This is a genomic window from Serratia silvae (assembly GCF_023282985.1).
Classification (GTDB): domain Bacteria; phylum Pseudomonadota; class Gammaproteobacteria; order Enterobacterales; family Enterobacteriaceae; genus Chania; species Chania silvae.
In genome coordinates this window covers 77,602-103,883 of record NZ_JAGQDC010000003.1, presented here as the reverse complement: position 1 = coordinate 103,883, position 26,282 = coordinate 77,602, and the positions used below count along the sequence as shown (strand labels likewise).

General features: G+C 53.6%; 25 protein-coding genes and 1 pseudogene. 13 read left to right on the top strand and 13 right to left on the bottom strand.

What is annotated here, in order from left to right; all coding sequences use genetic code 11:
- The first annotated feature begins 23 nt into the window (after positions 1 to 23).
- The 3 genes from sbcD (at position 24) to licT (ending at position 5,568) form a co-directional block, all read left to right on the top strand.
- Complete coding sequence (gene sbcD, locus KAJ71_RS04790; protein ID WP_248944635.1) at positions 24 to 1,253, top strand: exonuclease subunit SbcD; 1,230 nt, start codon at positions 24 to 26, stop codon at positions 1,251 to 1,253.
- On the top strand, positions 1,250 to 4,501 hold the full coding sequence (gene sbcC / locus KAJ71_RS04785; protein WP_248944634.1) for an exonuclease subunit SbcC: 3,252 nt from the start codon (positions 1,250 to 1,252) through the stop codon (positions 4,499 to 4,501). The genes sbcD and sbcC overlap by 4 nt, the downstream gene beginning before the upstream one ends.
- A 209-nt stretch (positions 4,502 to 4,710) precedes the next feature.
- Positions 4,711 to 5,568: a BglG family transcription antiterminator LicT gene (gene licT / locus KAJ71_RS04780; RefSeq protein WP_248944633.1), complete on the top strand. Its 858-nt coding sequence runs from the start codon at positions 4,711 to 4,713 to the stop codon at positions 5,566 to 5,568.
- Positions 5,569 to 5,624: 56 nt separating this feature from the next.
- On the opposite strand, the gene mak is transcribed toward licT, so the two are convergent.
- The gene (mak, locus tag KAJ71_RS04775) at positions 5,625 to 6,533 is read right to left on the bottom strand and encodes a fructokinase (protein ID WP_248944967.1); all 909 of its coding nucleotides are present in this window, start codon (positions 6,531 to 6,533) and stop codon (positions 5,625 to 5,627) included.
- Positions 6,534 to 6,773: 240 nt separating this feature from the next.
- Here mak and rdgC point away from each other — a divergent pair, with 240 nt between their 5' ends.
- Complete coding sequence (rdgC, locus tag KAJ71_RS04770) at positions 6,774 to 7,685, top strand: recombination-associated protein RdgC (protein ID WP_248944631.1); 912 nt, start codon at positions 6,774 to 6,776, stop codon at positions 7,683 to 7,685.
- A 187-nt stretch (positions 7,686 to 7,872) separates the two neighbouring features.
- Here the strand turns inward: rdgC and ppnP are convergent, their stop codons facing one another.
- From ppnP to KAJ71_RS04755, 3 genes are all read right to left on the bottom strand, one after another.
- Positions 7,873 to 8,163 (bottom strand): pyrimidine/purine nucleoside phosphorylase, encoded by a 291-nt coding sequence (ppnP, locus tag KAJ71_RS04765; RefSeq protein ID WP_021180225.1) that lies wholly within the window; start codon positions 8,161 to 8,163, stop codon positions 7,873 to 7,875.
- A 207-nt stretch (positions 8,164 to 8,370) separates the two neighbouring features.
- A complete protein-coding gene (gene aroL / locus KAJ71_RS04760; RefSeq protein WP_248944629.1) occupies positions 8,371 to 8,895 on the bottom strand; it encodes a shikimate kinase AroL in 525 nt (174 codons plus the stop codon).
- A 119-nt stretch (positions 8,896 to 9,014) separates the two neighbouring features.
- Positions 9,015 to 9,533 carry a GNAT family N-acetyltransferase gene (locus tag KAJ71_RS04755; protein ID WP_248944628.1) on the bottom strand — a complete coding sequence of 173 codons (519 nt, stop codon included), beginning with the start codon at positions 9,531 to 9,533 and terminating at the stop codon, positions 9,015 to 9,017.
- Positions 9,534 to 9,773: 240 nt separating this feature from the next.
- Here KAJ71_RS04755 and KAJ71_RS04750 point away from each other — a divergent pair, with 240 nt between their 5' ends.
- Entirely contained in the window at positions 9,774 to 10,235 is a 462-nt protein-coding gene (locus tag KAJ71_RS04750) for a GNAT family N-acetyltransferase (RefSeq protein ID WP_248944627.1), read from the top strand.
- Between the two features lie 151 nt (positions 10,236 to 10,386).
- On the opposite strand, the gene KAJ71_RS04745 is transcribed toward KAJ71_RS04750, so the two are convergent.
- Together KAJ71_RS04745 and KAJ71_RS04740 are read right to left on the bottom strand one after the other, a co-directional pair.
- A complete protein-coding gene (locus KAJ71_RS04745; RefSeq protein WP_248944625.1) occupies positions 10,387 to 10,668 on the bottom strand; it encodes a YdgH/BhsA/McbA family protein in 282 nt (93 codons plus the stop codon).
- 323 nt (positions 10,669 to 10,991) lie between these two features.
- The gene (locus tag KAJ71_RS04740) at positions 10,992 to 12,353 is read right to left on the bottom strand and encodes an esterase-like activity of phytase family protein (RefSeq protein WP_248944624.1); all 1,362 of its coding nucleotides are present in this window, start codon (positions 12,351 to 12,353) and stop codon (positions 10,992 to 10,994) included.
- 424 nt (positions 12,354 to 12,777) lie between these two features.
- On the opposite strand from KAJ71_RS04740, the gene aqpZ reads away from it, so the two are divergent.
- Complete coding sequence (gene aqpZ / locus KAJ71_RS04735) at positions 12,778 to 13,473, top strand: aquaporin Z (protein WP_024483892.1); 696 nt, start codon at positions 12,778 to 12,780, stop codon at positions 13,471 to 13,473.
- A 42-nt stretch (positions 13,474 to 13,515) separates the two neighbouring features.
- Here aqpZ and KAJ71_RS04730 read toward each other — a convergent pair whose 3' ends face one another.
- Complete coding sequence (locus tag KAJ71_RS04730; protein ID WP_248944623.1) at positions 13,516 to 14,286, bottom strand: class I SAM-dependent methyltransferase; 771 nt, start codon at positions 14,284 to 14,286, stop codon at positions 13,516 to 13,518.
- A 119-nt stretch (positions 14,287 to 14,405) separates the two neighbouring features.
- On the opposite strand from KAJ71_RS04730, the gene KAJ71_RS04725 reads away from it, so the two are divergent.
- Positions 14,406 to 15,191 carry a helix-turn-helix transcriptional regulator gene (locus KAJ71_RS04725; RefSeq protein WP_248944622.1) on the top strand — a complete coding sequence of 262 codons (786 nt, stop codon included), beginning with the start codon at positions 14,406 to 14,408 and terminating at the stop codon, positions 15,189 to 15,191.
- Between the two features lie 43 nt (positions 15,192 to 15,234).
- Here the strand turns inward: KAJ71_RS04725 and KAJ71_RS04720 are convergent, their stop codons facing one another.
- From KAJ71_RS04720 to KAJ71_RS04710, 3 genes are all read right to left on the bottom strand, one after another.
- Positions 15,235 to 15,480 carry an ABC transporter ATP-binding protein gene (locus KAJ71_RS04720; RefSeq protein WP_248944621.1) on the bottom strand — a complete coding sequence of 82 codons (246 nt, stop codon included), beginning with the start codon at positions 15,478 to 15,480 and terminating at the stop codon, positions 15,235 to 15,237.
- A 179-nt stretch (positions 15,481 to 15,659) separates the two neighbouring features.
- The gene (gene ycaC / locus KAJ71_RS04715; protein WP_065683886.1) at positions 15,660 to 16,286 is read right to left on the bottom strand and encodes an isochorismate family cysteine hydrolase YcaC; all 627 of its coding nucleotides are present in this window, start codon (positions 16,284 to 16,286) and stop codon (positions 15,660 to 15,662) included.
- 95 nt (positions 16,287 to 16,381) lie between these two features.
- Positions 16,382 to 17,269 carry a pirin family protein gene (locus KAJ71_RS04710; RefSeq protein WP_248944620.1) on the bottom strand — a complete coding sequence of 296 codons (888 nt, stop codon included), beginning with the start codon at positions 17,267 to 17,269 and terminating at the stop codon, positions 16,382 to 16,384.
- Between the two features lie 125 nt (positions 17,270 to 17,394).
- Between KAJ71_RS04710 and KAJ71_RS04705 the strand changes: the two genes are divergently transcribed.
- Both KAJ71_RS04705 and KAJ71_RS04700 read left to right on the top strand, forming a co-directional pair.
- Positions 17,395 to 18,303: a LysR family transcriptional regulator gene (locus tag KAJ71_RS04705; RefSeq protein ID WP_248944619.1), complete on the top strand. Its 909-nt coding sequence runs from the start codon at positions 17,395 to 17,397 to the stop codon at positions 18,301 to 18,303.
- 184 nt (positions 18,304 to 18,487) lie between these two features.
- On the top strand, positions 18,488 to 19,093 hold the full coding sequence (locus tag KAJ71_RS04700; RefSeq protein WP_248944618.1) for a hypothetical protein: 606 nt from the start codon (positions 18,488 to 18,490) through the stop codon (positions 19,091 to 19,093).
- Between the two features lie 14 nt (positions 19,094 to 19,107).
- Here the strand turns inward: KAJ71_RS04700 and KAJ71_RS23595 are convergent.
- Both KAJ71_RS23595 and pagP read right to left on the bottom strand, forming a co-directional pair.
- Positions 19,108 to 19,354: pseudogene (locus KAJ71_RS23595) on the bottom strand (putative hemolysin).
- Positions 19,354 to 19,947, bottom strand: a complete 594-nt coding sequence (gene pagP / locus KAJ71_RS04690; protein WP_248944615.1) for a lipid IV(A) palmitoyltransferase PagP — start codon at positions 19,945 to 19,947, stop codon at positions 19,354 to 19,356. Before pagP ends, KAJ71_RS23595 begins: the two are co-directional and overlap by 1 nt.
- A gap of 264 nt (positions 19,948 to 20,211) precedes the next feature.
- Here pagP and KAJ71_RS04685 point away from each other — a divergent pair, with 264 nt between their 5' ends.
- The 3 genes from KAJ71_RS04685 (at position 20,212) to tehB (ending at position 23,717) form a co-directional block, all read left to right on the top strand.
- Positions 20,212 to 20,919: a DUF554 domain-containing protein gene (locus KAJ71_RS04685; protein WP_248944613.1), complete on the top strand. Its 708-nt coding sequence runs from the start codon at positions 20,212 to 20,214 to the stop codon at positions 20,917 to 20,919.
- A gap of 388 nt (positions 20,920 to 21,307) precedes the next feature.
- A complete protein-coding gene (locus KAJ71_RS04680) occupies positions 21,308 to 22,987 on the top strand; it encodes an alpha-keto acid decarboxylase family protein (protein ID WP_248944612.1) in 1,680 nt (559 codons plus the stop codon).
- A gap of 127 nt (positions 22,988 to 23,114) precedes the next feature.
- Positions 23,115 to 23,717: a tellurite resistance methyltransferase TehB gene (gene tehB / locus KAJ71_RS04675; RefSeq protein ID WP_121608889.1), complete on the top strand. Its 603-nt coding sequence runs from the start codon at positions 23,115 to 23,117 to the stop codon at positions 23,715 to 23,717.
- A gap of 523 nt (positions 23,718 to 24,240) precedes the next feature.
- Here tehB and KAJ71_RS04670 read toward each other — a convergent pair.
- Positions 24,241 to 24,438 (bottom strand): DUF4762 family protein, encoded by a 198-nt coding sequence (locus KAJ71_RS04670; protein ID WP_248944611.1) that lies wholly within the window; start codon positions 24,436 to 24,438, stop codon positions 24,241 to 24,243.
- Between the two features lie 583 nt (positions 24,439 to 25,021).
- Here KAJ71_RS04670 and alr point away from each other — a divergent pair.
- Positions 25,022 to 26,251, top strand: a complete 1,230-nt coding sequence (gene alr, locus KAJ71_RS04665) for an alanine racemase (protein ID WP_248944610.1) — start codon at positions 25,022 to 25,024, stop codon at positions 26,249 to 26,251.
- Positions 26,252 to 26,282 lie beyond the last annotated feature (31 nt).

Genomic DNA, 26,282 nt, shown 5'->3' with positions numbered 1-26,282 from the left:
CTCCTGTTAGCGATGGAAGACCTATGCGCCTGATCCATACCTCCGACTGGCATTTGGGCCAGTACTTTTTCACCAAAAGCCGCGCCGCCGAGCATCAGGCTTTCTTACGTTGGCTGATCGAACAGGTGGAACAGCAACGGGTGGATGCGCTGATCGTCGCAGGCGATCTATTCGATACCGGCTCCCCGCCAAGCTACGCCCGCGAACTGTACAACCGCTTTGTGGTGGAGCTGCAACGTACCGGCTGCCAACTGGTGGTGCTGGGCGGCAACCATGACTCCGTAGCCACGCTGAATGAATCGCGTGAGCTGCTTTCCTGTCTGAATACCACCGTGATTGCCAACGCGCAAAGCGAGCTTGAGCAGCAAATCGTGGTGCTCAACCAGCTTGATGGCCAGCCTGGTGCGGTGCTCTGCGCTATCCCGTTCCTGCGCCCACGGGATCTACTTACCAGCCGCGCCGGTGAATCTGGCAACCAAAAGCAGCAGGCACTGCAAGAGGCCATCGCCGAGCATTACCAAAACCTGTATCAGGCAGCCTGCGCGCGCCGCGATGCGCTGGGTTTGCCACTGCCGATCGTCGCCACCGGCCATCTGACCACCGTGGGCGTCACCACCTCGGATTCGGTACGGGATATCTATATCGGCACGCTGGACGCCTTCCCGGCCCAGGCGTTTCCTCCTGCCGATTACATTGCACTGGGGCATATCCATCGCGCGCAGAACGTCGCCAAGTCCGAGCATATCCGCTATAGCGGCTCGCCAATCCCGCTGAGCTTTGACGAGTTAGGCAAGGCTAAAAGCGTGTTTATGGTCGATTTTACCGACGGTGCGCTGCAACAGATCACCCCGTTGGAGATCCCCACCTTCCAACCCATGCAGTTGATCAAAGGTGACTTGCAGCAAATCGAGGCCCAGTTACAGCAGTTTGCCGATTATCAGGGCGAACTCCCGGTTTGGCTGGATATCGAAGTGGCTACCCAGGATTACCTCAGCGATATTCAGCGCCGCATTCAACAGTTGGCGGAAGATTTACCGGTTGAGGTGGTGCTGCTGCGGCGCAGTAAAGAGCAACGTAGCCAGACCATTGCCCAGCAGGATAAAGAAACCTTGAATGAATTAAGCGTGGGCGAGGTATTCGAGCGCAGATTGGCGTTGGAAGCCGAGATGGCCGAACCGCGCCAACAGCAGATGCGGCAGATGTTCCAGCAGGTGGTAGAAACCTTGCATCACCAAGAGGAGCCATCGGCATGAAGATCCTGAGCCTAAGGTTGAAAAACCTGAACTCGCTACAGGGCGAGTGGAAAATCGACTTCACGGCAGAACCCTTCGCCAGCAACGGCCTGTTTGCCATCACCGGCCCCACCGGAGCGGGTAAAACCACCCTGCTGGACGCCATCTGTCTGGCACTTTATCACCAGACGCCACGCCTGGAAGTCAGCGCCAGCCAGAACGAATTAATGACCCGCCACACCGCCGAATCACTGGCCGAAGTGGAATTTGAGGTCAAAGGCGTCGGCTATCGCGCCTTCTGGAGCCAACGCCGGGCGAAAAACGATCCGGACGGCAACCTGCAGGCTCCCAAGGTGGAGCTGGCACTGCGGGCAGACGGCAAAATCCTGGCGGATAAAATTTCCGATAAAAAAGAGCTGATTGCCGCGATCACCGGGCTAGATTTTGGCCGCTTCACCAAATCGATGATGCTGTCGCAGGGCCAGTTCGCCGCCTTCCTGAACGCCAAGGCCAACGAACGTGCTGAACTGCTGGAAGAACTGACCGGCACCGAAATTTACGGACGACTGTCGGCACAGGTATTCGAACAGCACAAACAGGCGAAAAGCGATCTGGACGCTTTGCATCACCGTGCCAGCGGGATTGAATTGCTCAATGATGAGCAACGTCAGGCGCTGGAAAGCCAGCTCAACGAGCTCGGTGCTGAAGAACAGCTTCTTAGCCAACAGGCGCAGCAGCAGCAACATCAGTTGAGCTGGCTGCAACGCTGGCAAACCACCCAGCAACAGACACAGGAATATCAGCAACAGCTGGCTGGCGTGCAACAGGAGTTTCAACTGGCCGAACCGCAGTTACAGCAGTTAGCTCGCAGCGAACCAGCCGAGAAACTGCGCCCGTTGCTCAATGAGCGTAATCGTTGTCAGCGGGATCGTTTGGCGTTGCAGCAACAGATCGAACAGTTGGCTCAGCAGCAAGAGCGGCAATTGGCCGAACTGACCCCGTTACAACAACAGTTGGAGCAGGCGCAAAAGGCCAGGCAAGCCCAGGCGGAACATCAGCAACAGCAGCAGACGCTGATGGATGAAAAGGTGTTACCGCTCGACCACCAGATCGCCCTGTTGCAAAACCAACTGGCAGAAGCGCGTAAACAGCATGCGGAGTGCCAGCGGCAAAGCGACGAGCTGCGGCGCACATTGGAACAGCTAACCGAAAGACGCAGCCAACTGGCTACCTTGGCAGGCCAATATCAGGCTAAGCAGCTTGAGCTCACGGCGGCGCTGGATAGCCAACTCCAGCAGCAAGCCATGCTGGAGGCGCAATCCCCAGTGGAGAAACTGCGTCACCGCCAGGCCGAACTGAGTGGCTTGCGCCCGGCTCGTCAACAGTTGTCCAAACTGGCCTTACTGTTCCAGCAGAACCAGCAGCGCCTTGAGCAACAGCAGTTCGAATTCACTACGCGCCAAAAACAGCTGACCGAAGTAGAAACCCAGCTCGATACGGTGCGCCAGCAGTATAAACAGCAAAAAGCGCACCTGACGGACGTTGAAAAGACGCTCGAACTGGAAAAGCGCATCGTCAGTCTGGAAGCCGAACGAGCGCGTCTGCAAACCGATGCCCCCTGCCCGCTGTGTGGCTCCACGCACCATCCGGCTATCGAGCAATATCAGGCCGTCAAACCGTCCGAAACGGAACAGCGCGTCGCTCAATTGCGCACCCAAACCGAAGAGCTGCACACTAAAGGGACGGAGCTGCGCGCACGCAGTGAAAGCCTGAAAGAGCAACAGCAACGTCTGCAAACGCAGTTGAATCAGGAGATTGAGCAGCAGGAAAGCCACCTGCAAAGCTGGCAAACCCTCAGTGCCCCCTTGACCTTCGATTTTACGCTGCAAGACAGCGCTCGTTTAACCGCTTGGCTAGAGGCTTGCGATAGTGAGGAACAGGCCGCTCAGCAACTTCTGCTGCAACACGAACGGCTCGCCAAGGCTGTACAGCTTGCGAAGGATGCCCTAAATGCTCTGCAAACCGAGCAGCAGAGTTCGCAACAGGAAACGGCGCGGCTGAATGAGCGCTTTGAACTGCTGCAGAAAAACCAGCAGGAAACCCAGCGCCAATTAGCACAGTGGCAACAGCAATGTCTGACGAGTGAAACTCAGTTGCTGGCACAGCGTAACGAACGCATTGCGCTGTTTGGTGAGCGAACGGTGGCCGAAGCCCGCGAGCAGTTGCGCACGGCACAAATCGCCGCAGAGAACACCTTACAGCAGGCAACGGAGCAATTGCACAAAGCTCAGGAGCAGCGCGATCGTCTGGCTGGCCAATGGGTTGGTTTGCAGCAACAACAGCAACAGCAAACCGAGCGGGGGCAACAGGCCGAGCAACAATGGCTGGAGGCGTTGGCCAACAGTACCTTTGACGATGAAGCCGCGTTCAGCGCCGCGCTGCTGGATGACGACGAACGCCTGCGCTTACAACAGTACAAAGAGCAGTTGCAGGAGCGCCAGGTACAGGCCACCACATTGCTGGCACAGGCCGTGCAGGCTCTAGAGCAGCACCGGTTGGAGCGCCCTGCAGATCTGGACGATACGCAGGTCAATATTGAGCAGCTCACCACCGCGCTCAGCGGGCTGGCAGAACGACTGAAAACGCTACAGCTACGCCAGGGCGAAGTGCGCAACCAACTGAGCAGCGATGCCGAGCGCCGCCTCAATCAACAATCCCTATTCGAACAGATCGCCCAAAGCCAACAGCAGTACGACGACTGGAGCCTGCTCAACCAGCTTATCGGCTCCAAAGAGGGCGACAAATTCCGCAAGTTCGCTCAGGGCTTGACCCTGGATCATCTGGTGTACCTGGCCAATAACCAGCTTGGCCGCCTGCACGGGCGCTATCTGTTGCAGCGCAAAACCAGTGATGCACTGGAGCTACAGGTGGTAGATACCTGGCAGGCCGATGCCCTGCGCGATACCCGTACCCTCTCCGGTGGCGAAAGCTTCCTGGTGAGTCTGGCGCTAGCGCTGGCCTTGTCCGATCTGGTCAGCCACAAGACCAGCATCGATTCGCTGTTCCTGGACGAAGGCTTCGGCACGCTGGACGCCGAGACGCTGGACACCGCGCTAGACGCCCTGGACAGCCTTAATGCCACCGGCAAAACCATCGGCGTGATTAGCCACGTTGAGGCGATGAAGGAACGCATTCCGGTGCAGATTAAGGTGAAAAAGGTCAATGGGCTGGGCGTCAGCCGACTGGACGCTCAGTTTCGCATCGAATGACCGTGGTTGAGTCTTACGTCAAGAGATAACTACGGTCAGAAATGTGATCGCGGCTACAGTACAAGCTGAAAAGCATTGAGCCAGAGCCGACAACGGTTATCATGGTGCCAATTACAGGATTGTCACTGTGCATCATACAGGCAAAACCTGACCTTCGGGATCGCTCCTGAACGTCAGGTTTTTTCGTTTTCAGCAGGCCAGGAATAGCCATGAAAATCGCTAAGATACTCAATAATAACGTAGTGATTACGCTGAATGACCATCAGGAAGAAACGGTGGTCATGGGGCGTGGCATTGGCTTTAAAAAGAAAGCCGGGGAAAGTGTGGATGAAAGCCTAATCGAAAAGGTGTTTACCCTCAATAGCGGCGAGATGAGCGAACGCTACAAAGAACTGCTGGCGGAAATCCCGCTGGCTTGCGTCACCACCGCGGATAAGATCATCACCCTCGCCCGTGAGCGGTTGCCAGGAAAACTGCATAACATTGTCTACATCACGCTGACCGACCATATCCATTTTGCGCTGCAACGCCACGCGCAGGGGCTGGATATCAAGAACGCGCTGCTGTGGGAGATCAAAAAACTCTATCCAAACGAGTTTGCCATTGGGCGCGAGGCGCTGACCATCATCGCCCAGCGCCTGGAAACCACTCTGCCGGAAGACGAGGCCGGGTTTATCGCCTTGCATCTGGTCAACGCGCAGCTCAATGACGAAATGCACAATACCCTGCATATCACCCGCGTGATGCAGGAGATCCTCAATATCGTCAAATACCATTTCCGTTTTGACTACAACGAGGAAGCACTCAGCTACCATCGCTTTGTCACCCACCTGAAATTCTTTGCCCAGCGGCTGCTAGGCAAGAACTACGTCAACAGCGAGGACGACTCGCTGTATCAGGTGGTGAAGGAGAAATACCGCGAGTCATTCGCCTGTGCTGGCAAAATCAACCAACACATCGAAAAGAACTACCAACATCAGCTGACCAGTGAAGAGATGATGTTTTTAACCATCCATATCGAGCGGGTACGCAGCGAAAGCGAAAAAGACTACACGCCGAAGGATTAAGACTGGGGCACAACGTAGGGGTCTGCGCCCCTACGGAGTAAGACGCTTGAAGTTTGTTACACCTGAGGCCAGAGCCAGGCTGCACCACGCACGCCGCTGGAATCACCATGTACTGCCTTGCGGATCGGCGTTTCGCACTCACCGCCAAATACCCAGGTTTTCACCAGCGGCGGCACCGTCTGATATAGCCGCTCAACGTTGCTCATGCCGCCCCCCAAGACGATCACATCAGGGTCAAAGAGATTGATCACGTGAGCCAGAGACTTAGCCAGCCGCATTTCGTAACGCTGAATAGCCAACTCTGCCACCGCATCCTGCTGCGCCACCAGCGTCATGATCTCGTGACCTTTCAGCGCCTGACCACTCAGCCGCGCATAGTCGGTAGCGAAACCGGTTCCGGAGATAAAGGTTTCAATACAGCCTGGTTTACCACAGTAACAGGGCACTTCGGCGCGAAAACGCAGTTCGTCTTCATCCAGCCACGGCAGCGGGTTGTGGCCCCACTCGCCGGAAATGCCGTTGCCTCCGGCATGCACCTGGCCGTTTATTGCAACCCCGGCACCACATCCGGTACCAATAATCACCGCAAATACGGTTTGCTCTCCCGCAGCGGCCCCATCGGTGGCTTCCGATACCGCCAAGCAGTTGGCATCGTTGGCCAGACGCACTTCGCGTTGCAGCATGGCAGAAAGATCTTTATCCAGCGGCTGGCCATTCAACCAGGTAGAGTTGGCATTCTTTACCAGGCCGGTAAAGGGTGACAACGTTCCTGGGATCCCCACGCCTACCGAACCTTGCTGGCCAGTTTTTTCCTCCGCCAGCCTCACCAACCCGCAGATAGCATCTAGCGTCAGCTGATAATCATGACGAGGCGTGGCAATACGATGGCGGAACAGCTCCGTGCCGTCGTTGGCCAACGCAATGACTTCAATTTTGGTGCCACCCAGATCGATACCAATACGCACAATTTCTCTCCCCAATTCAGCGCGACAACGAACTTGCCGCCCAGTGTAGCGCATAGCCCGGCTCATGCCATGCGGATCAAATGTGACATCAATGGCAATTCCCCTGTCTGGCGCGGCGAAACGCGGCAACGGACGCAAATCAGCGGGAATGAGGCGATTTTTCAGCGTCAATTCGTTATTATGCCGCCCTGCTTTTGATGAATCTGCGTGCCAAATGCACGCCCAGCCTGGGATAACATTATGCTGTGGTTTAAGAATTTGATGGTTTACCGTTTGAGCCGCGACGTTGCGCTAACTGCGGATGAAATGGAAAAACAGCTCAGCGCCTTTGCCTTCACCCCGTGTGGCAGCCAGGACATGGCGAAAACCGGCTGGGTTTCCCCGATGGGCTCTCACAGCGACGCACTGACGCACGCGGTTAACGGCCAGATCATGATTTGCGCCCGTAAAGAAGAGAAGATCCTGCCCTCTCCGGTACTGAAACAAGAGCTACAGGCCAAGATCGAAAAATTGGAAGGCGAGCAGCACCGCAAGCTGAAAAAAACCGAAAAAGACTCCCTGAAAGACGAAGTACTGCACAGCCTGCTGCCACGTGCCTTCAGCCGCTTTAACCAGACCTATATGTGGATCGATACCGTTAACGATCTGATTATGGTCGATGCCGCCAGTGCCAAACGTGCCGAAGATATGCTGGCGCTGCTGCGCAAGAGCCTGGGTTCTCTGCCAGTGGTCCCCTTGACTATGGAAAGCCCGATCGAGCTGACGTTGACCGAATGGGTTCGCTCCGGCCAGCTGCCCGCCGGGTTTATCATTCAGGATGAGGCCGAGCTGAAAGCCATTCTGGAAGAAGGCGGAGTGATCCGCTGTAAGAAGCAGAACCTGATCAGCGACGAGATTGCCGTACATATCGAAGCTGGCAAGCTGGTGACCAAGCTGGCGGTAGATTGGCAGGAGCGCATTCAACTGGTGTTGGCCGACGACGGCTCACTCAAGCGCCTGAAATTTGCCGATACCCTGCGCGATCAGAACGACGATATCGATCGTGAAGATTTTGCCCAGCGTTTCGACGCCGATTTCATCCTGATGACCAGCGAACTGGCGGCCTTGATCAGCAACACCATTGAAGCCTTGGGTGGCGAAGCACAGCGCTAATAACAAAAGGGGCGCAACACGTTGCGCCCGCTAAAATCAGAATGCTGTAGATAATTACAAATACCCTATGGATTTCAAGTCGCAGCTAGGCGACAAGTTCACTCATCCCCAGGAGCTTACTATTGTAAGTGACTGGGGTGGGTGAATGCAGGTAACAACGCTGCGGCTTGAAAGACGACGGGTATTTTTACTTACTTAAGTAACGACACAGATAGGCCGTCGCATCGGCAACCTGAACGTTGAATTCACTCTGCGCAGGCACAAAGAACTTCTCGCCTGGCGTAAACACCTGCCAATCCGGTGCGCCCGGTAACAGCACTTTCAATGCCCCGGTGATCACCGTCATCTCTTCCGGCTGTGCGGTACCGAAGGTGTACTCTCCCTCTTCCATCACCCCGACGCTGGTACGACCGATGCTGCTACTATCGTAACCGATAGACTTCACTTTCCCGGCAAAATACTCGTTCACTTTCAGCATAGACTGGCACCTGCGTAATCATCTTTGAGGGATCTCCATATTGGGGGATGAATCCGGGTCTGTCACTGGTTTTTGATGCGAAATGCGATCGTTACGCATGGCAAAACATGAGCGGGATCAAACAATGAGTTCGGTGGCCAATATAGCCACCATGAGTCGGTTGGAATTGGTCAGTGGTATCGTGGCACAAGATGTGCCTTGGGAAAGTTACTTTACCGCCTCGCCTTGCAAGACCGCCAGGATCTGCTCAACGACCTGCTGGGGATTAGCAGTGCCATCCATAACATGGTGCGCAGCCTCCTGATAGAGCGCCTCACGTGCCGCCAGCACTTCCATCATTTCTTCGGCGATGGGTCGACCGGTCAGCGTTGGGCGCTGGCCCTCTTCCGGAAACTCTGCCAGCCGTTGCGCCAATACGTTGGCTGGAGCACGCAGGTAGATCACCGTGCCATGCTGACGCATAAAGCGCCGATTCTCTTCGGCCAGGATTGCTCCACCGCCAGTGGCAACTATGGTTGACGGTTGGGTTACCGCTTGCAGGGTCTGGGTTTCGCACTGGCGAAAACCCTGCCAACCAACCTGTGCGACCATTTCCGCTACGCTCATTTGCGTGGTTTGCTGCATAAACAGGTCGGTATCGATAAACCGATAGCCCAGCGCCTGCGCCAATGCACTGCCGACCGTGGTTTTACCTGCTCCACGAGCTCCTACCATAAAAATGGCTTGTGTCATTACGGATTGTCCCTTTTGCGGTGACTGAATGCATTGGATTGCCTGCGAATCTGCCTGCAGGTCGATCAAGCGTTGGCAATGTAACTGCATCATACCGCCCTGAGTCTGTATTTCAATCTTTACGATAGTGTAAATTCCATAGCACAGCGGCTATTGGCAGCAAACCCCTGCCCGACCTCCCGCGCCAGAAGATGCTGTAAATATGCATCCAACCGTGCGACGGGAATGGTGCGAAAACCAAGCCGCTGGTAATAAGGCGCATTCCATGCCACTTGCACGAAAGTCGTCAGCGTTAATCGCTGCACGCCTTGGCGCAAAGCCAGCCCGGCAACCTCATCGATCAGGCGCTTACCCACACCTTTCCGCTGCCAATCGGCCGCAACCGAGAGTTCGGCAATATGCCAGCTGTGCGGAAACGGCTGCACCGCTATAAAACCGGCGATCTGCTCAGTTGGGCTAACCATCACCCATTCCCGCTGCTGAGCAATAAAATCGACGTGCTGCTGCGGGCTCATCACCTCGCCTTCGGCAATAAACTGCCACTCTTGCTGCTGCCGAAACAGCTGGGCAGCGGAACGTTCAACCGCGACCAACTGCGGGATATCCTGCCTTTGCGCCAAGCGTAGCCTAAGGCCCATATCTGGCTCCTGATTAGCGGCCGGCCATTTAAACAGATTTTGCCGCAGGCACAAATCATCAATAGCGCCACAAAGCTCCATATGATAATGACTCTCATTTAATTATTCAATAAACAGCGCAGATATGGTTTCGGTTCCCCTGAACGATATCCGCAGAAAAACAGAAGATAAAAAGCCAAAAGCAGTCGCCACGCTACGGCCTGACAGGCTAAATTGGTATCACAACACCGGGGGATAAATATGGCTCAACAGATTGTTACGCTGACAGACTACCCACACTTTGCCGACGTCTGCGCCGCTTGGGCATTCGGCCAATGGGGCTCACAACGCGGAGGCACGCTGGAACGTACCCGCCAACGCTTTGCCTTGTGCAGCAAACCCAGCGAGGATTTCCTGACGCTGCTGATGATTGATGGCGAGTGCCCGCTGGGGATGGCCAGCCTGTGGCCGAGTGACGATCATCATCGCATGGATCTCTCCCCCTGGCTGGCCGGTGTCTTTGTGCACCCGGATCATCGGCGGCAAGGCATTGCGCTGCGCCTGGAGCAGGCGATCGTCAGCGCGGGACAGCAACGGGGCCATCCCGTTCTGCATCTGATCACCGATCACAGCGAGGCGCTATACGCCGGTTGGGGTTGGCAAACCATTGAACGCCGCCAGCAATATGGCGACGAGGTGGTGGTGATGGAAAAGCGACTGTGATCGGTACCGACCATCATAAAGTAAAAACAACAAAGGCTGCGATAATAATCAATCAATAAGCCAGGTTAGCTTTATTGGTCAGATTATTATCCGCAGCCGTCTATTATAGTGGCCAATCTTTTCGGCCACTCAGCTATTTATCGTTGATTAATTAACGATAAACTTCCGCAGTACCACGCCAGCCGCTGGAATCCCCTGGATTATCCAGACCAATGATTCGATAATGTGTTCCGCCGTCTTCTGTCGCCTTTTGTTTCAGCGCATCGATAGCGTCATCCGGTGAGCCGCTGATACCGGAAACCGACACCACGCCGATGCTCTGCATGCTGCTGGCTTGAACACTATCAACCTGTTTGGCACCCATGCTGGCAGCCAGGGTGGAGAATGAAGCGGTGGCGATCAGTGCTGCTGCGATGTAGGGTAATAGTTTCATGATTGACTCCGTTATTTTCATCTGAACTCGTTCTCAGTGAGGTTAATTATGAGTTAACCATTGAAAACAGACGTCATCCAATGTAAAGAAGCTCAATCATTGTGAGCAAAACAAGGAGAAAGTGAGAGCGGGTATTTCCTGGTAGCGCATAACTTTATTTATGATGACGATTTTACGCCCTATTCCAGAGAAATAAAAATGCTATTTACTTAACGAGGTTAACTCCATTTATTTTAAGCAATTTTATCTGGCCGGTTGGTCGAGCGACCACCTTACCGTTTTGTCAAACAAGTTGGGCCAGGCGACCCAACTTATGTGTAGGTTTAACGGAGAGGTTCAGGGAGTGTCAGCACCCACAGTTCGCTCAATGATTGAGGCTGTTCCAATGGCCGCAATTCAATCGTCGTGTTTACCGGTTTACCTGCCAAACTCAGCTTCCCTTGCTGATCCAGCTGATAATCGCCAATCTTCTTCCCTTCAGGCTCGGCGTTGACCAGTTTGGCCTGCAAACCAAAGTCGTTGTCATTCATCACCGCCAGTGTGCGGTTGTCGATCAACGCCAATCCTTCCACCTTTTCCTGCTGCCAGCCCAGCTTACGCAGATCGACCACTTCACGTTTCTTTGCCAGTTTCACCCCACGCTTGGCCAATTCGCTGGTATCCGCAAATTCCAGCGCCTTGCCCTGGCCGTCGAACGATGCCAGATCGCTGGCCTGGCTGAGATCAACCAAATAGATCTTGTTCATCATCTGTTTGTCTTTGTCACTACCCTGTTCGATCAGCAAGATGTGTTGATTATCGACCGCCACGATATCGCCAATCTTGGCATCTTTGGCTTTCTGGTAGCGGGCGATATCAATCGGATAACCGTACATGGCCGTTTTGCCACTGGCTGGGTCAAAGCTCACCAAACGGGTAAACTGCGCCTGGTTTTTGCTCTTGCCATCGATATCCAGCGTGCTCTGCACCGCTGCCAGGATCCGTCCATCCGGCAACCGGGTCACGCCTTCAAAACCCCGGTTTGGTTGGCGCCATTTAATGATGTTTGGCAGACCGCTGGCAACCGCCTGCTCTCCCGCTAACGGCGTTGGGCCATATTTTGCCAGAATTTTACCCTGCCCATCGATATGGATCAGGAAGGGACCATATTCATCACACAGCCAATAGCCTCCTTTACCGTCTGGCGTGATCCCTTCGGTATCCAACCCGCGTTTGTCACTCGGCAGCGGCTTGAGCATATCCGTCAATGCCACTTCATTGGTTGAGCCAATCAGATTGCCGGGCAGCGGCAAGCCGCTGATAGGGCTGTGATCATCGTGCAGGGGACGGGCCTGGGTGGCAATGGCCTTACCGCCACCAATACGAATTTCCATTAATAGAGGAACAAAGGCCGGGTTGGCGAAAATCTTGGCCTCCTGTTTGCCGAGCATGGGCGCATCAGCGTTCGGACCACGATCGGTCACGGTGGTCAGCAGCAAATCTCCCCCTCTCTGGCCATTAAATACCAGCCCGGAACCAATCCCTACCGGTAGCCCATTGGGAAACTGGCTGGCAAAAGCGCCGACATAGCTCACGCGATCGCCATCAGGAAAGCTGACGTTGTAACGAGCAACGCCAATATCGGCAGCATGGGACAACAGCGGTAATACAGAGGCCAACAACACGCCAAGCGGTTTGATTCTCATAGCATTAACTCTTTGTAAGGGAAAGTAACAGCCTGAAAGCCTAACTACCGATGGTGACATTTTTATGACAATAAAGTCTAAAATGCAGATAACAAATAGAAATTAACAATCAACCCATCATTTTTGAGTGATAAAAACCAATTGAAAAAATAAGAACCTGCCTATTAAAAAAATAAAATCGAGAACAAATCCCATATAAAATAAGATAATTGCCTATTGGCGAGATAAAAAAACAGCAAAAGGGAGATAATTTCTTAAAATCTTCGTTTTCACATAGACAAAATAAAAAGTTAGGGCTTTAATACCGGCCGTAATCAAGGGTGCGTCCGCTAAAATCACACGATAGACCACTACAATATTAGAAAGGTGCTCTATAGTTTTAGTGCTAACGCCCGTTAGTTTGTTCCCTAGCAGGATGGATTTTATGTCAAAGCGACTTTTTGCCGAATTTTTCGGTACTTTTTGGTTGGTGTTCGGTGGTTGTGGTAGCGCAGTGCTGGCCGCAGCGTTTCCACAATTAGGTATTGGTTTTGCTGGTGTTGCTTTAGCGTTCGGCCTTACCGTGGTAACCATGGCCTACGCTGTCGGCCATATTTCTGGTGGGCACTTTAACCCAGCGGTCACTATGGGATTATTTGCAGGCGGCCGTTTCCCTGCCAAAGATGTTATCCCCTACGTGGTTGCCCAGGTAATTGGTGGTATTGCTGCCGCTGCGGTACTTTATTTAGTTGCCAGCGGTAAAACAGGTTTTGATGCGACTGCCAGCGGCTTTGCTTCGAATGGCTACGGTGAGCATTCACCCGGTGGCTATTCTTTGCAGGCCGCAATCGTTATTGAATTAGTGCTGACGGCATTCTTCCTGATTGTTATCCATGGTGCGACTGATAAACGCGCACCGGCAGGCTTTGCGCCTTTGGCCATCGGCCTGGCGTTGACGCTGATCCACCTGATCAGTATTCCTGTTACCAATACCTCAGTTAACCCGGCACGTAGTACCGCCGTGGCAATCTTCCAGGGCACCTGGGCGTTGCAACAGCTGTGGGTATTCTGGCTGGTACCGCTGATCGGTGGTGTTATCGGTGGTTTGATCTACCGTTGCCTGCTGGAAGACAAGAAGTAAGTCTGGATCTTCAGGGCAGCCCGCAACGGCTGCCCTGAAATTTTAGCCTTTTACGGCTTCAAACATCATGATGTCACTGGTAAATGAGCCGTCGGCCTGAATGGCAAAATGTTGACGAACATCTTCTGCTACGCCCTGCTGTAACGCACGGATCGCCGTGACAAAATACTCAGGCGTTCGCATCCGGGCCACCCAACTGCTGAACTCCAAATCCAGACGATCGGTCGTTACCTCCCGCACCAGCAACCCAGATTCGGTAAACATACTCAGCCACTCACCCGGTGCATAGTTGCGCACGTGCGAAGTATCCCGCAGCACTTCAACCGTTTGCAGATAAATATCCAGTAAAGGATGCCCTGGGGAAACCACATCCATAAAAATGGCCCGCCCGCCTGGTTTCAACACTCGTTTGACTTCACGCAGTGCCCGGCCTACATCGTGCCAATGGTGCGCCGAATAACGGCTGATCACCACGTCAAAGCTGGCGTCATCAAAGGGTAACGACTCCGCCACGCCCTGCTGCACCTGAATATTCTCCAATCCCTTTTCCTGTGCCGCGCTGCCGACCACCGTCAGCATCTGCGCCGACAGATCGTACGCCACCACCTGCCCAACATGGGCCGCAGCGGTAAAACTGGCGTGCCCTGCCCCACAGCCCAGATCGAGCAGGTGGGCATCGGTGCTACCTGCCAACAGCTTGGCCAGGCGTTGCAGATCTTTCCCTTGCGCATGTACCGTACTGGTCAGGTAGGCATTGGCCTGTTCGCCAAACTGACGATCAACCGCATTTTTATGGCTGTTGCTGATGCTCATAGCTGCTCCCATTATTATCTGGCTTACGCCGCTGCCAAGATGGCTGGTAATGACTATAATCAAGCTGCTATACGGGTACAATATGAGCAGTTATCCTAGTATAAGTGAGTACCCCCCTAATGGAATCAGACTCAATATCCAGCCAAAAAGCCCTTGGCGCCTTTCTGCGTGCGCACCGCGAGCGGATCACGCCAGAGATGTTGGGGCTGCCCACTGCCACACGCCGCCGCACCAGCGGTTTACGCCGTGAAGAGCTGGCACAAATCAGCGGCATCAGCGCCACCTGGTATACCTGGATAGAACAGGGGCGCGAGGTGTCGATCTCCCCCTATACGCTGGCACGTATCGCCACCGCGTTACGGCTGGGCCATGCCGAGCGTCATTACCTGTTCACCCTGGCGCATATTACCGACCCAGAAAAAGAACAGCCGCAGGAAACGGTTAACGCCGCTGTGCTGCAAAGCGTGCATCAAATGACCGTACCCTGTTATCTGCTCGATCTCACCTGGAATATGATGGCCTGGAACCCACAGGCGGAGGAGCTGTTCTGCGATTGGTTAAAGCAGGCCAAAACCCCCAACCTGCTGCACTTCATGTTTTTTCACCCTCAGGCAAAGGTGCTGGTCAGCGACTGGGAGGATCGTGCTCGACGAGTGGTAGCCGAGTTTCGTGCCGAAACCAGCCATCATCAGGGAAAGGAAGAGATACGCGCCTTTGTGCGCAATATGACCCACAACAGCGAAGCTTTTAATCATTGGTGGCAGCAGCAGGACGTGATGGCGCGGGAAGGCGGCGAACGCACCTTTAGCCATCCACAGCAGGGGGAGCAGCACTTTCAGCAAGTGACATTCTACCCGGCGGAGCACAGCGGGTTAAAGTTGGTCATGTTAATGCCGTTGCACTAGCCCGCCAAAAACTTATTGCACCAGGCAAACGGCGCTAGAGGGGTTAGTCACTGTCAATCTTTGCCAAAACCTGGCGGTAGGCTTTGACTTTCTGGCGTTTCTTCAGCCAGGTGGTAGTCGAAACGACAAAGATGGCGCCGGACATGGCCAATACGCCGGTGGGATGGCCATAAAACACCATCAGGGCAAAGTAAGCGGCTGAAACAATCGCCACCCATTTCGCCGAATTGCCGACGGCATTTTTCTCCAGGCTCAAACGGCGGAGTGCTTCTTCTTCACTGATTCCCATACGCGCTCCTTGTGAAATTAACACTCCATTATATGTGGAAATACCGCTGTATTTTCAATCGGTTTCTCAGTAAAGAAGCGTAAATTTCAATACGTTGCCGGTTGAGCAAAGAGATAGGCTGCAATTGGAAAGAGGTTTTATTGGAACAGGGCGCAGCTTGGCCATTGCGCCCACCCATTTTACTTGCCTGAAGTCAGGGCACTGTAGCTGGTCATCAGGTTACGATAATCTGGAATATGGTTGGCAAACAGTGTTCCCAAACCTTCAATATCATTACGCCAATCACGGTGCAATTCGCAAGCCACGCCGAACCAGGTCATTAACTGCGCCCCTTCAGCCTCCATGCGACTCCATGCAGATTGCCGCGTCAATTCGTTAAAGGTGCCAGAGGCATCAGTTACCACAAAGACTTCAAAACCTTCAGCCAATGCCGATAATGCCGGGAACGCCACGCAGACCTCCGTCACCACGCCAGCAATGATCAACTGTTTGCGGCCGGTGGCTTTAACCGCCTTTACGAAGTCTTCATTATCCCACGCATTAATCTGGCCAGGGCGTGCGATATAAGGCGCATCTGGGAACTGGGCCTTCAGTTCCGGCACCAAGGGGCCATTAGGACCGGTTTCAAAACTGGTGGTCAAAATCGTCGGTAGATTGAAGTATTTCGCCAGATCACCCAGAGCCAATACGTTGTTCTTGAAGCGATCGGGATCGATATCACGTACCAGTGATAACAGCCCAGCCTGATGATCTACCAGCAGCACGGCGGCCTGGTCTTTATCGAGACGCTTATAATTTGCTGTCATGTTACAACTCCTTCTTTAGGGTAAGTATCGGCACAGAGGTTATCTTTAAGCAGGTGCCCGATACGGAGAGCGTTTTCCGTACCGGGACACCGAGGTTACTGATTGCTGCCTTCGGTAGTCAGCGGCATAGCACCAAACTGACCGCTGTTAAAATCACGGAAAGCCTGTTGGATCTCCGCCTCGCTGTTCATCACAAAGGGGCCGTAACCGACGATGGGCTCATCGATGGGCTCGCCGCTCAGCACCAGCAGGCTGACACCATTGTTGGCCTCAATCGTGATGGCGTCGCCAGCACGATCCAGCAGCACCATTTGCGTTTCCCGCACAATCTGCTCGCCGTTGACCAGAATCGCCCCATGCAGCATTACCACGACCAGCGTATGCCCTTCCTCCACCTGCAAGGTGGTGGTATGCCCGGCGTTCAGCTTCATATCCCACACGTTGATCGGGCTGAAGGTACGCGCTGGGCCAGCATGGCCGTCGTAGTTCCCGGCAATCACCCTGACCTGCCCGGCGTTATCCGCCAGAGGCACAACAGGAATATCCTGGTTCAGCAAAGTCTGGTAACCCGGCGCCGCCATTTTGTCTTTGGCTGGCAGGTTGACCCAAAGCTGCACCATTTCTATGGTGCCCCCTTTCTGCGAAAAGTCTTTGGAATGAAACTCTTCATGCAAAATGCCCGACGCCGCCGTCATCCACTGCACATCGCCAGGGCCGATCACCCCACCGCTGCCGGTGGAATCACGATGTTCAACTTCGCCCTGATAGACGATGGTGACCGTTTCAAATCCGCGATGGGGATGCTGCCCCACGCCACGTCGGCCACTGTGCGAACGGAATTTGGTTGGCGCAGCGTGATCCAGCAGCAGGAACGGGCTCATCTCTGCACCCAGTTCGTTATACGAGAACAGGGAATTCACCAGAAAACCGTTGCCGACCCAGTGAGCTTCCGGGCTGTTATAAACACCAAGGATCTTTTTCATCTTAAACTCCTGTTGCAGGCCTCGCGGCCTAACGTTGATGACAGAAGTTTAGTCCAAGCCAATTTGCCGCAGTAGTCGGCAAGATATACACTCAGTGTTCTATCAATAGAACGATAAGGGCACCGATGCAGACAGACCTGAACGATCTGTATTTCTTCGCCAGCGTGGTAGACCATCAGGGATTTGCACCTGCAGGGCGTGCGCTGGGCATTCCCAAATCGAAGCTCAGCCGCCGCGTGGCGCAGTTGGAAGAACGGCTCGGTGTACGTCTGATCCAGCGTTCAACCCGGCGTTTCTCGGTGACCGATTTAGGGCAAAGCTATTATGTGCACTGCAAGGCGATGCTGGTTGAGGCCGAAGCGGCACAGCAGGCGATCGAACAGACTCGCGCGGAGCCTTGCGGTACGGTACGCATGTCTTGCCCGGTGGCGATGTTGCATACGCGTATCGGTAGCATGGTGGCCAGGTTTATGGCGGATTATCCACGAGTGACGGTGCATCTGGAGGCGACCAACCGCCGGGTCGATGTGGTGGGTGAAGGGTTGGATCTGGCGATTCGCGTCAGGCCACCACCGTTAGAAGACAGCGACCTGGTATTGAAAATTCTGGCTCAGCGCAGCTGGTGCATCGCAGCCAGCCCGGCATTGGTACGCACCATCGGCGCTATCGATTCACCCGCTGGGTTACAGAACTACCCAACGCTCGATCTCGGCCCGGCCAGAACGCAGCATCAATGGCAACTCAGCGGCCCGGAGGGACAGACGTTCCAATGGGAGCATCAGCCCAGACTGGTCACCGACGATATGCTGATGCTGCGTACTGCGGCAATTGCCGGGGCCGGTATCGTTCAACTGCCGACCATGATGATGCACGACGAGATCCTGCGGGGCGATCTGGTACGGCTGTTGCCCGGCTGGCAACCTCAGGGCGGTGTGATCCACATTGTCTATCCCTCACGCCGTGGCATGCTGCCAGCGGTACGGCTACTGATCGATTTTCTGGCTCAGCAGTTCGCCACTCTGGAGGAAACGTGATCAGGCGGTGATTTCGATAGCCGCTTTGCCATCAATTTGAGAAAAAGCGCTTTTGGCGATTTTCGCCGTCAGGATGTTGACTATACTGGAAAAAGTCACGTTAGCGCGGACGTAACGCTCTGATTAAACAACCGATGAAAGGCAAATTGCGGCTTGAAAGGCAGGCGGCCATAAAGGAAAAACAATGCTATTGAGAGTTGCAAGCTGGCTGTTTCAACTGCCGGGTAGGTTATTGGCACCGATCTTCCGCAATCGGCTGACCCTGTTGATCTTCTTTATGCTGCTTGCTGCCGGTTTTTTTTTGGCTAAACGCCACTTGAGTGAAGGAGTACAGGAGGAGAGCTTTGCCCTTGCCGCACCACAGAATTACGTGATCCAGCGGGAAGCCCCGTTACGGGAGGCACGCCAACACTGCGTTGGGTCGTTGCCAGACAATCAGGGCAGCCAGTGGCCCACATCGGCGGGGTATCTGCATGAGCCAGATTGGCAAGCCGGCAGTAAATTGCAGACATTGACGCTGGATAATCAGCACAATAAATTTGCCGTGTTGGTCAAACTGGAGAACGCCACCAAGCAGCTGCTGGCCGAGGTGTTCCTCCCAGCCACCAGCAGCTTCAATATCAAGCTGGAGTCCAACGGCCGCTATGTGATGAAGGTGAAAGACATCCACAACGGCTGTAGCTTCCGTACGGCCTTCTCGGTGGCAGATCGGCCCGATGGCAGGCTGCCATTGACCTTTTCAGAGGCGGGGCCAGACCAATATCATCCAATCAGTGATCGAGATTTCTAGCCCGTCCTATCGGGCTATTTTTTCACCGGATGGTCGCGGCGGAACAGTGCCCAACTATCAATCTCTTGCCCATCAGGCAAGGTGCAGGTGGAATACTGCCCCTGAGCATTCTGCTTGGGGTTAAGCTTGCCGCCAATCTGGCTGCAATACACATCAGCCGGATTCGCCATACCAATCACTTTTGGCGGCGCGGGCGCATCATCATTGGTTTTCACCGTACACCCCCTGTAACAAAACCACACTAGCAAAAAGGGAAAGCATCAGAACTGCCAGCGCAGCCAGGCGAAGAGCACGTTACCGTTATTGTAGGTGCCCGGAATATAGGTGGCCTGGAAAGTCAATTGCTTATAGCCGATCGAGGCCAACGGCAGCGGCGCGGGGATCGGGATATATTTCCAATTATCACGAGCGGTCACGCTGGCGGTAAACCCTAGCCCCAGACGGAAATCCTCCCCTTCAATCGGCCGCCAGATCTTCTCATAGGCATAACCACCAATCGGCTCCCACTTGTTGTAGGAATCCTTGAACGCCATCAGGTAAATCCCGTGCCAATCGCCATCGGCATCAAACCGCGAGATACCATAGCCAGCTCCCCAAGGGCGCTCGTTGTACCCGTCGGTCTTTTCCTTGTCGTAGGTCCAGCGGTTATGCCAGGTGATCGCCGGGAGATAGAACTCTTTATTCGGCGAGTTGTTCCAGGTTTCCGCCACGTTGCCGGTAAAACGCCCCCACCAGCCTGGGTCTTCAGCGTGCGCGGCATTGCTATTTTCCGTACTAACCTCAGCGTAAGAAGGCAGTGCAGGAAATATCAACGCTAGCCAACCAGCTAGAAAGATCCTTTTAATCATCATCATTGCAACTCCTGTAAAAAGAAAGCCGGGGATTCTTACCGATCGCCCTACCCTGATCAAGCCGTATCTCTCTGACTCGATGCTTTTATCGTCCCTTGTTGAGAGACCGTTAAGTTTGGCGCTCAGCGGCGCGCTACTGCAAAATCCCTAGGTGCGCGCCCAAGTTATGCACCTGTACCCCCTTTGTCTGTCAGACAACTCCGGTTCTCCTGCTTGCACCTCAACAGCTTATGGAGGAACCTTAGGTTTTATTTTCCGGGGGTAGATATGGTTATCGGTCCTTTTATTAATGGCGCAGCAATTTTGGTCGGGGGCATTGCAGGGGCAATGTTGGGTCATAGGCTGCCGGAGCGGGTGCGCCTGGCATTGCCAATGACCTTTGGTATTACCTCGATGGGGATGGGCGTAGTGCTGATCGGCAAGGTAGCGCATATGCCGGTGATGGTATTGGCACTGGTGCTGGGAGCACTGCTTGGCGAGCTTTGTTACATCGAACGAGGCATCGGCCGCATCGGAGGCTGGGCCCGTAATCTGATGGCCCCCAAAGGCGCTGTCAGAGAGGACCAGAAAGAGTTTCTAGAGGCATATGTCGCCATTATCGTGCTGTTTTGTGCCAGCGGCACCGGCATCTTTGGCTCGATGCACGAAGGGATGACCGGGGATGCTAGCGTGCTGATCGCCAAATCTTTCCTCGATCTGTTCACCGCGCTGATTTTTGCTTCCACGCTTGGCCTGGCAGTGGCGCTGATCGCCGTCCCGCAGTTGGTTATCCAGTTAGCGCTGGCGTTTGGTGCCGTGTTCATTTTGCCCCTGACCACACCAGCGATGCAGAGCGATTTCTCTGCCGTTGGTGGGTTAATGATGTTGGCCACCGGCTTGCGCATCTGCGGCATCAAGCTGTTCCCGGTAGCCAATATGCTGCCAGCCTTGGTGTTGGCGATGCCTATTTCGGCGGCATGGGTGATGTTCTTTTAAGCGCCACTCTCCCACCCTAAATTATCTTCCTCCTGGCGTAGCGAAAAATTGACGCCCAGCCAGGAGAGAAGTGGAGATGGCGGAAAGTACCTGCCTGCCGTTTCCTTTCTGCCCTTGCAGCAATTTCCAATGCTCATCAATACAAGAAAAGTACCGCCCCCTGCGAAAACCGCTCTTGCTACCCCTTTTTGGTCGTAAACTCCTTGATACGATAAGCAATCCTTCCTCAAACTGGCTCAACTTGAACAAGCCTCTACTTTCACCAACTGTTAATACTGACGCCCTACAAGCGACTCGCATTTTCAACGATTAACCGCGCGACATCGCCAGCCGTTCCCTGCTGCGTACGGTTAAATAACAATAAATTGACGTGAATGTGGAGCAATCAATGAGGATCACCATAGGTTCATTCATCCTGCAACAGCTACGTGCCCTAAAAGTGGATCGCATCTACGGCGTGCCCGGCGATTACAACCTGGCACTGCTGGAAACCATCGAGCATGACCAAGACTGCGAATTCATTGGCAACTGTAACGAGCTGAACGCCGCTTACGCCGCCGACGGCTATGCCCGCCTCAAAGGCGCCGGGGCGTTGATCACCACCTATGGCGTGGGCGATCTGGCGGCACTTTCCGGCATTGCCGGAGCCTATGCGGAATCGGCCCCGGTAATTTGCATTGCGGGTACGCCCCCGCTGCACGCCATGCAAGGCCATGCGCTGCTGCACCACTCACTGGCAGACGGCAATTTTGATAACGTGATGAACTGTTTTCGCCAGTTCACCGTGGCACAGGCACTCATCACGCCGGAAAATGCCGCAACGGAGATCCCACGGGTCATCGCCTGCGCCTGGCAACAGAAAAAGCCGGTTTACTTGCAACTTCCCTCAGACATTTGTGAAGTTGAAATTGAGGTTGCCGATAATCCCGTCCCCTACCGCTTACCGAGCAGCGACGCCAGCCATCTTCAGCTTGCCAGCGCAGCCCTGCTCGAACGGATTAACCATGCTAAACGGCCAATTATCCTGATCGATCAGATGGTCGAACGATATCAACTTCAAGCTCAGGTGTTAGCGCTGGCGGATAAATTCGCCATCCCTTTAACCAATATGCCCACGGCAAAATGCGCGATCTCAGAGAACGCGCCGGGCTGGCTAGGTGGCTACAGCGGCGATCTGTCTCGCCCCGAGTTGTTTGAGCTGATGGCCCAATCAGATTGCGTCCTCAGTTTTGGCGTGCGCCTGGTGGACTCCACCACCGGCTATTTCAGCCAGCAGATCCCGGCGCAGGCGGTGGTGGATATTCAACCCTATTCGCTGAAGCTGGATAACCTCTCCTATCCGGCGGTAACGGTAAGCGAGCTGCTGCAAGCCCTGCTGGATAAAGCCTCTACCACTAACCCGATGCCGCTAACTTCGCTCCCCGATCCACAGCAAAAACTGGCGACGCCAAGCAACTCTCCGCTCGAACAGGACTATTTCTGGCAGCGGATACAGCGCTTTATTCAGGCGGATGACGTACTGGTAGTCGAAAATGGCACTTCTGGTGCAGCTGTCGGCGGCATGCGGATGCCAAACGGCGTCACCGTGGTCAACCAACCGATTTGGGGATCGATCGGCTATACCTTACCGGCGTTGCTCGGTACGATGATGGCTGCGCCCCAACGGCGGCATTTGCTGTTTATTGGTGATGGTTCATTCCAACTCACCGCGCAGGAGCTATCAACGCTGTTACGCCATGAGCAAAAACCGATCGTCTTTCTGATCAATAACGGCGGTTACACCATTGAGCGCTATATCCTTGGCGAAACGTCGTCTTATAACGATATCGGCTCGTGGAATTACGCCAGACTCCCGGCAGTGCTAAGCCCGCAGACCCAGGCGTTTTGCATCGAGGTAGAAACCGGACAACAGCTGGAGATGGCGCTGGAGGAGGCTTCACGTCAGGATCAGTTGGCATTTATCGAGGTGAAATTGCCGATGATGGATTCACCAGCGGCGATGAAAGAGTTCTGCCGCCGCTGCAACAGCTTTAACTTTGGGCTGCACAACCCACGACGCAGTGCCTGATGAAACCAGGGGCTTGGCGGTAGGATGCCGCCAGGCCAAGCTGCACTGGTATACTGTGCTCCTCTCAACGGCTAGGCAAAAGGCCATTAAAAATGTATTTTATATACATTAAATATAGAGGAACATCATGATGGATCAGCAGACCACCCTGCCAGAAAACTACTACACCCAAAAATACTCCCTGACGGCCACCCATTCCGAAGTCCTTGAGGCAGCCAAGCTGATCGCACCCGGCAAGACGCTGGATCTGGGCTGCGGCAGCGGCCGCAATTCGCTGTATCTCAACCTGAAAGGTTTTGATGTCACCGCCTGGGATAAAAACGCTGCGTCGATCGCCGCGATAAACCAGATCATCGCCACCGAGCAGCTTTCACACATCAGCGCCAGCGAGCAGGATCTCAATACCCATCGCTTTAGTGGCCAGTACGACTTTATCCTGTCTACCGTAGTGTTTATGTTCCTGGATCGCCAGCAGATCCCACACATCGTGCGCAATATGCAAGACAGCACGGTTAAAGGAGGCTACAACCTGATCGTCGCGGCTATGGATACGCCAGATTACCCCTGCACGGTGCCCTTCTCATTCACCTTCAAGCCGGATGAGTTAGCAGACTATTATCAGGATTGGGACATCATCAAATATAACGAGAACCCCGGCGAACTGCACCGCGTAGATGCCGAGGGCAACCGCATCAAACTGCGTTTCGCCACCCTGCTGGCGCGTAAATAGCCCGCAGGTGTCAGGCAGATGAAATACGGGAAAAAGTGGCAACCATCACTTTACTCTACTTCGCGACGGGTGCGGTAAAGCCGGGTCTGGGCAGCATCGACCATGCTCAGGCGTAATGCATGGGAGTGGTACTCCTGTATTGCACCGGCAACCCCAAGTGGCACAAAACCGGCCACAGGCAGAATTGATTTGATCTAACCACTGTTCAAAACTGACATTAACCAACCGTGTAGACACTGCCATGATTAACTCATTGAAACATAAGTAACAAAAAGAACAGGCTTATCGTACTGAGCAGTATGCCCCGGTAGCTGCGGCTATTTGAGCATCAGCCAGAGAGGAAAAATAACAAACCAATAACATAAGAGGGTTTGATACAGTGATCACAAACTACACCTAGGATATAATTTTCGTCGCGGGGATAATGGATATAAATAATCGTAGAAAGAGAAGAAGAGAATATTTAGAGAAAATGAAAGGTACGACACCATCCATAGTGCCATACCTTAACGATTACTTGCGATTAAAGACCGCAGCTAACCAGATCGGCTGGAACACGAGTAACAGATTCACCGAATTTGCCTTTACAGGTGGTCACTTTACGGCAATTCTTGACCAAAGTAGCACCGGTACCTGTGGTATTCTGTTCATATGAAACAACACAGTTGGTCACATTACCGCCAACAACATTTGAAACTTCTGATGCGTTTAATTTTTTCATATTCATATCCTTATAGTGAGTACCAAAATTAGCCTTGCGGCTATTTAATAAACCATCCTTTATTGACAAGCCAAGACTCATCTTAAAGAGAAAAAATTATAGTTATTAAACAAACTTACAGTCAACATTAAACATTTATCCAACCCACATTCTGGAATTGCCTTAATACAAAACAAGAATCATCCTTGCGGTTAATGAAGTTATAAGTAAATTATATAACAATAAATAAAGCCATTTAACAACATAAATAGCAATATTAATAACAACAAAAAACGGTACTTATTTATATTTACACTTTAAACCAAAAATAGATGGGAGATCATGTATCTACGTCCATTTAGCTCATAAATACCCGATTCGGCCCTTAGGGATGGCATGTCGGTGTTCTGCATGACCCCACCCGCAGCACGATGACTTACGGCTATTGACCTATCTGCCCTATAGGTAGTGAACACAATTTGACAAAGTTTACTTTTTGTCATTTATTGAATACCGCTGATCGCGCAGCCACACTCGCCATCAAATCAGATAAAAAACTGATTAAGGCAAAAAAAACTATTTTTTATTTCACCAGGAAGGAAATATGCCGCTGCATTTACGCCATTTAGTCTTAATTCCGCTATTAACGTTGGTGGCTTGTCATCAACCCACCGGCACCAATTCCGCGCAGGCCATCGCCGCCACGGCTAAAAATTCACCTGCGGTGGTAAGCAATGCCCGGCTGGAAATCTCGCAAAGTGCGCTGGAATACAACACTCACAAAATTCAGCAACTGCTGGGCGATAAAACCACGCTCTGCGCCATTCTGAAAGGGGATGCTTACGGGCACGACCTTTCTCTGGTCACACCCGTAATGATAAAGAACCACGTACAGTGTATTGGGGTGGCCAGTAATCAAGAACTGCAAACCGTGCGCGAACTCGGCTTTAAAGGGCGCCTGATGCGCGTGCGCAATGCCACCGAAGCGGAGATGCGCCAGGCTACCGACTATGATACCGAAGAGCTGATCGGCAATCTGGAGATGGCTAAACGCCTGGATGCCATCGCCGCTCAGCAGGGGAAAACGCTGCGCTTCCATTTAGCACTGAACTCTGGCGGCATGTCACGCAACGGCCTGGAAGTCAGCGAAGTGGCCGGATTGGCGCAAGCCAAAGCCATCGCGAAATTACCTCATCTGAAAATGGTCGGCATCATGTCCCACTATCCTGAGGAAGATGCGGCGGCGGTGCGCAAGGATCTCGCCCGCTTCAAGGAGCAGTCCCAGCAGGTGCTGGACATTACCGGGATCAAACGCAGCGACGTGACCTTACACGTTGCCAATACCTTCGCTACCCTCACCGTGCCGGAGTCCTGGCTCGATATGGTGCGCGTTGGTGGGGTGTTTTATGGCGATACCATTGCCAGTAACGACTATAAACGCGTGATGACCTTCAAATCTTCGATTGCGGCACTCAACCATTACCCTAAAGGCAATACCGTCGGCTACGATCGCACCTACACGCTGAAACGTGATTCGATATTGGCCAATATCCCGGTGGGTTATGCAGACGGCTATCGCCGCGTGTTTAGCAATGCCGGTCATGTACTGATCCAGGGGCAGCGGGTGCCGGTGGTGGGTAAAACCTCAATGAACACCGTGATGGTGGATGTGACCGGGCTGAAAAACGTCAATCCTGGTGATGAGGTGGTGTTCTTCGGCAAGCAGGGTAACACCGAAATCACCGCAACCGAAGTCGAAGACATCAGCGGTGCGCTGTTTACCGAGATGTCGATCCTTTGGGGCGCGACCAATAAGCGCGTGTTAGTGGATTAATTACCCCCAGGCAACGGCTTGCGCCGTTGCC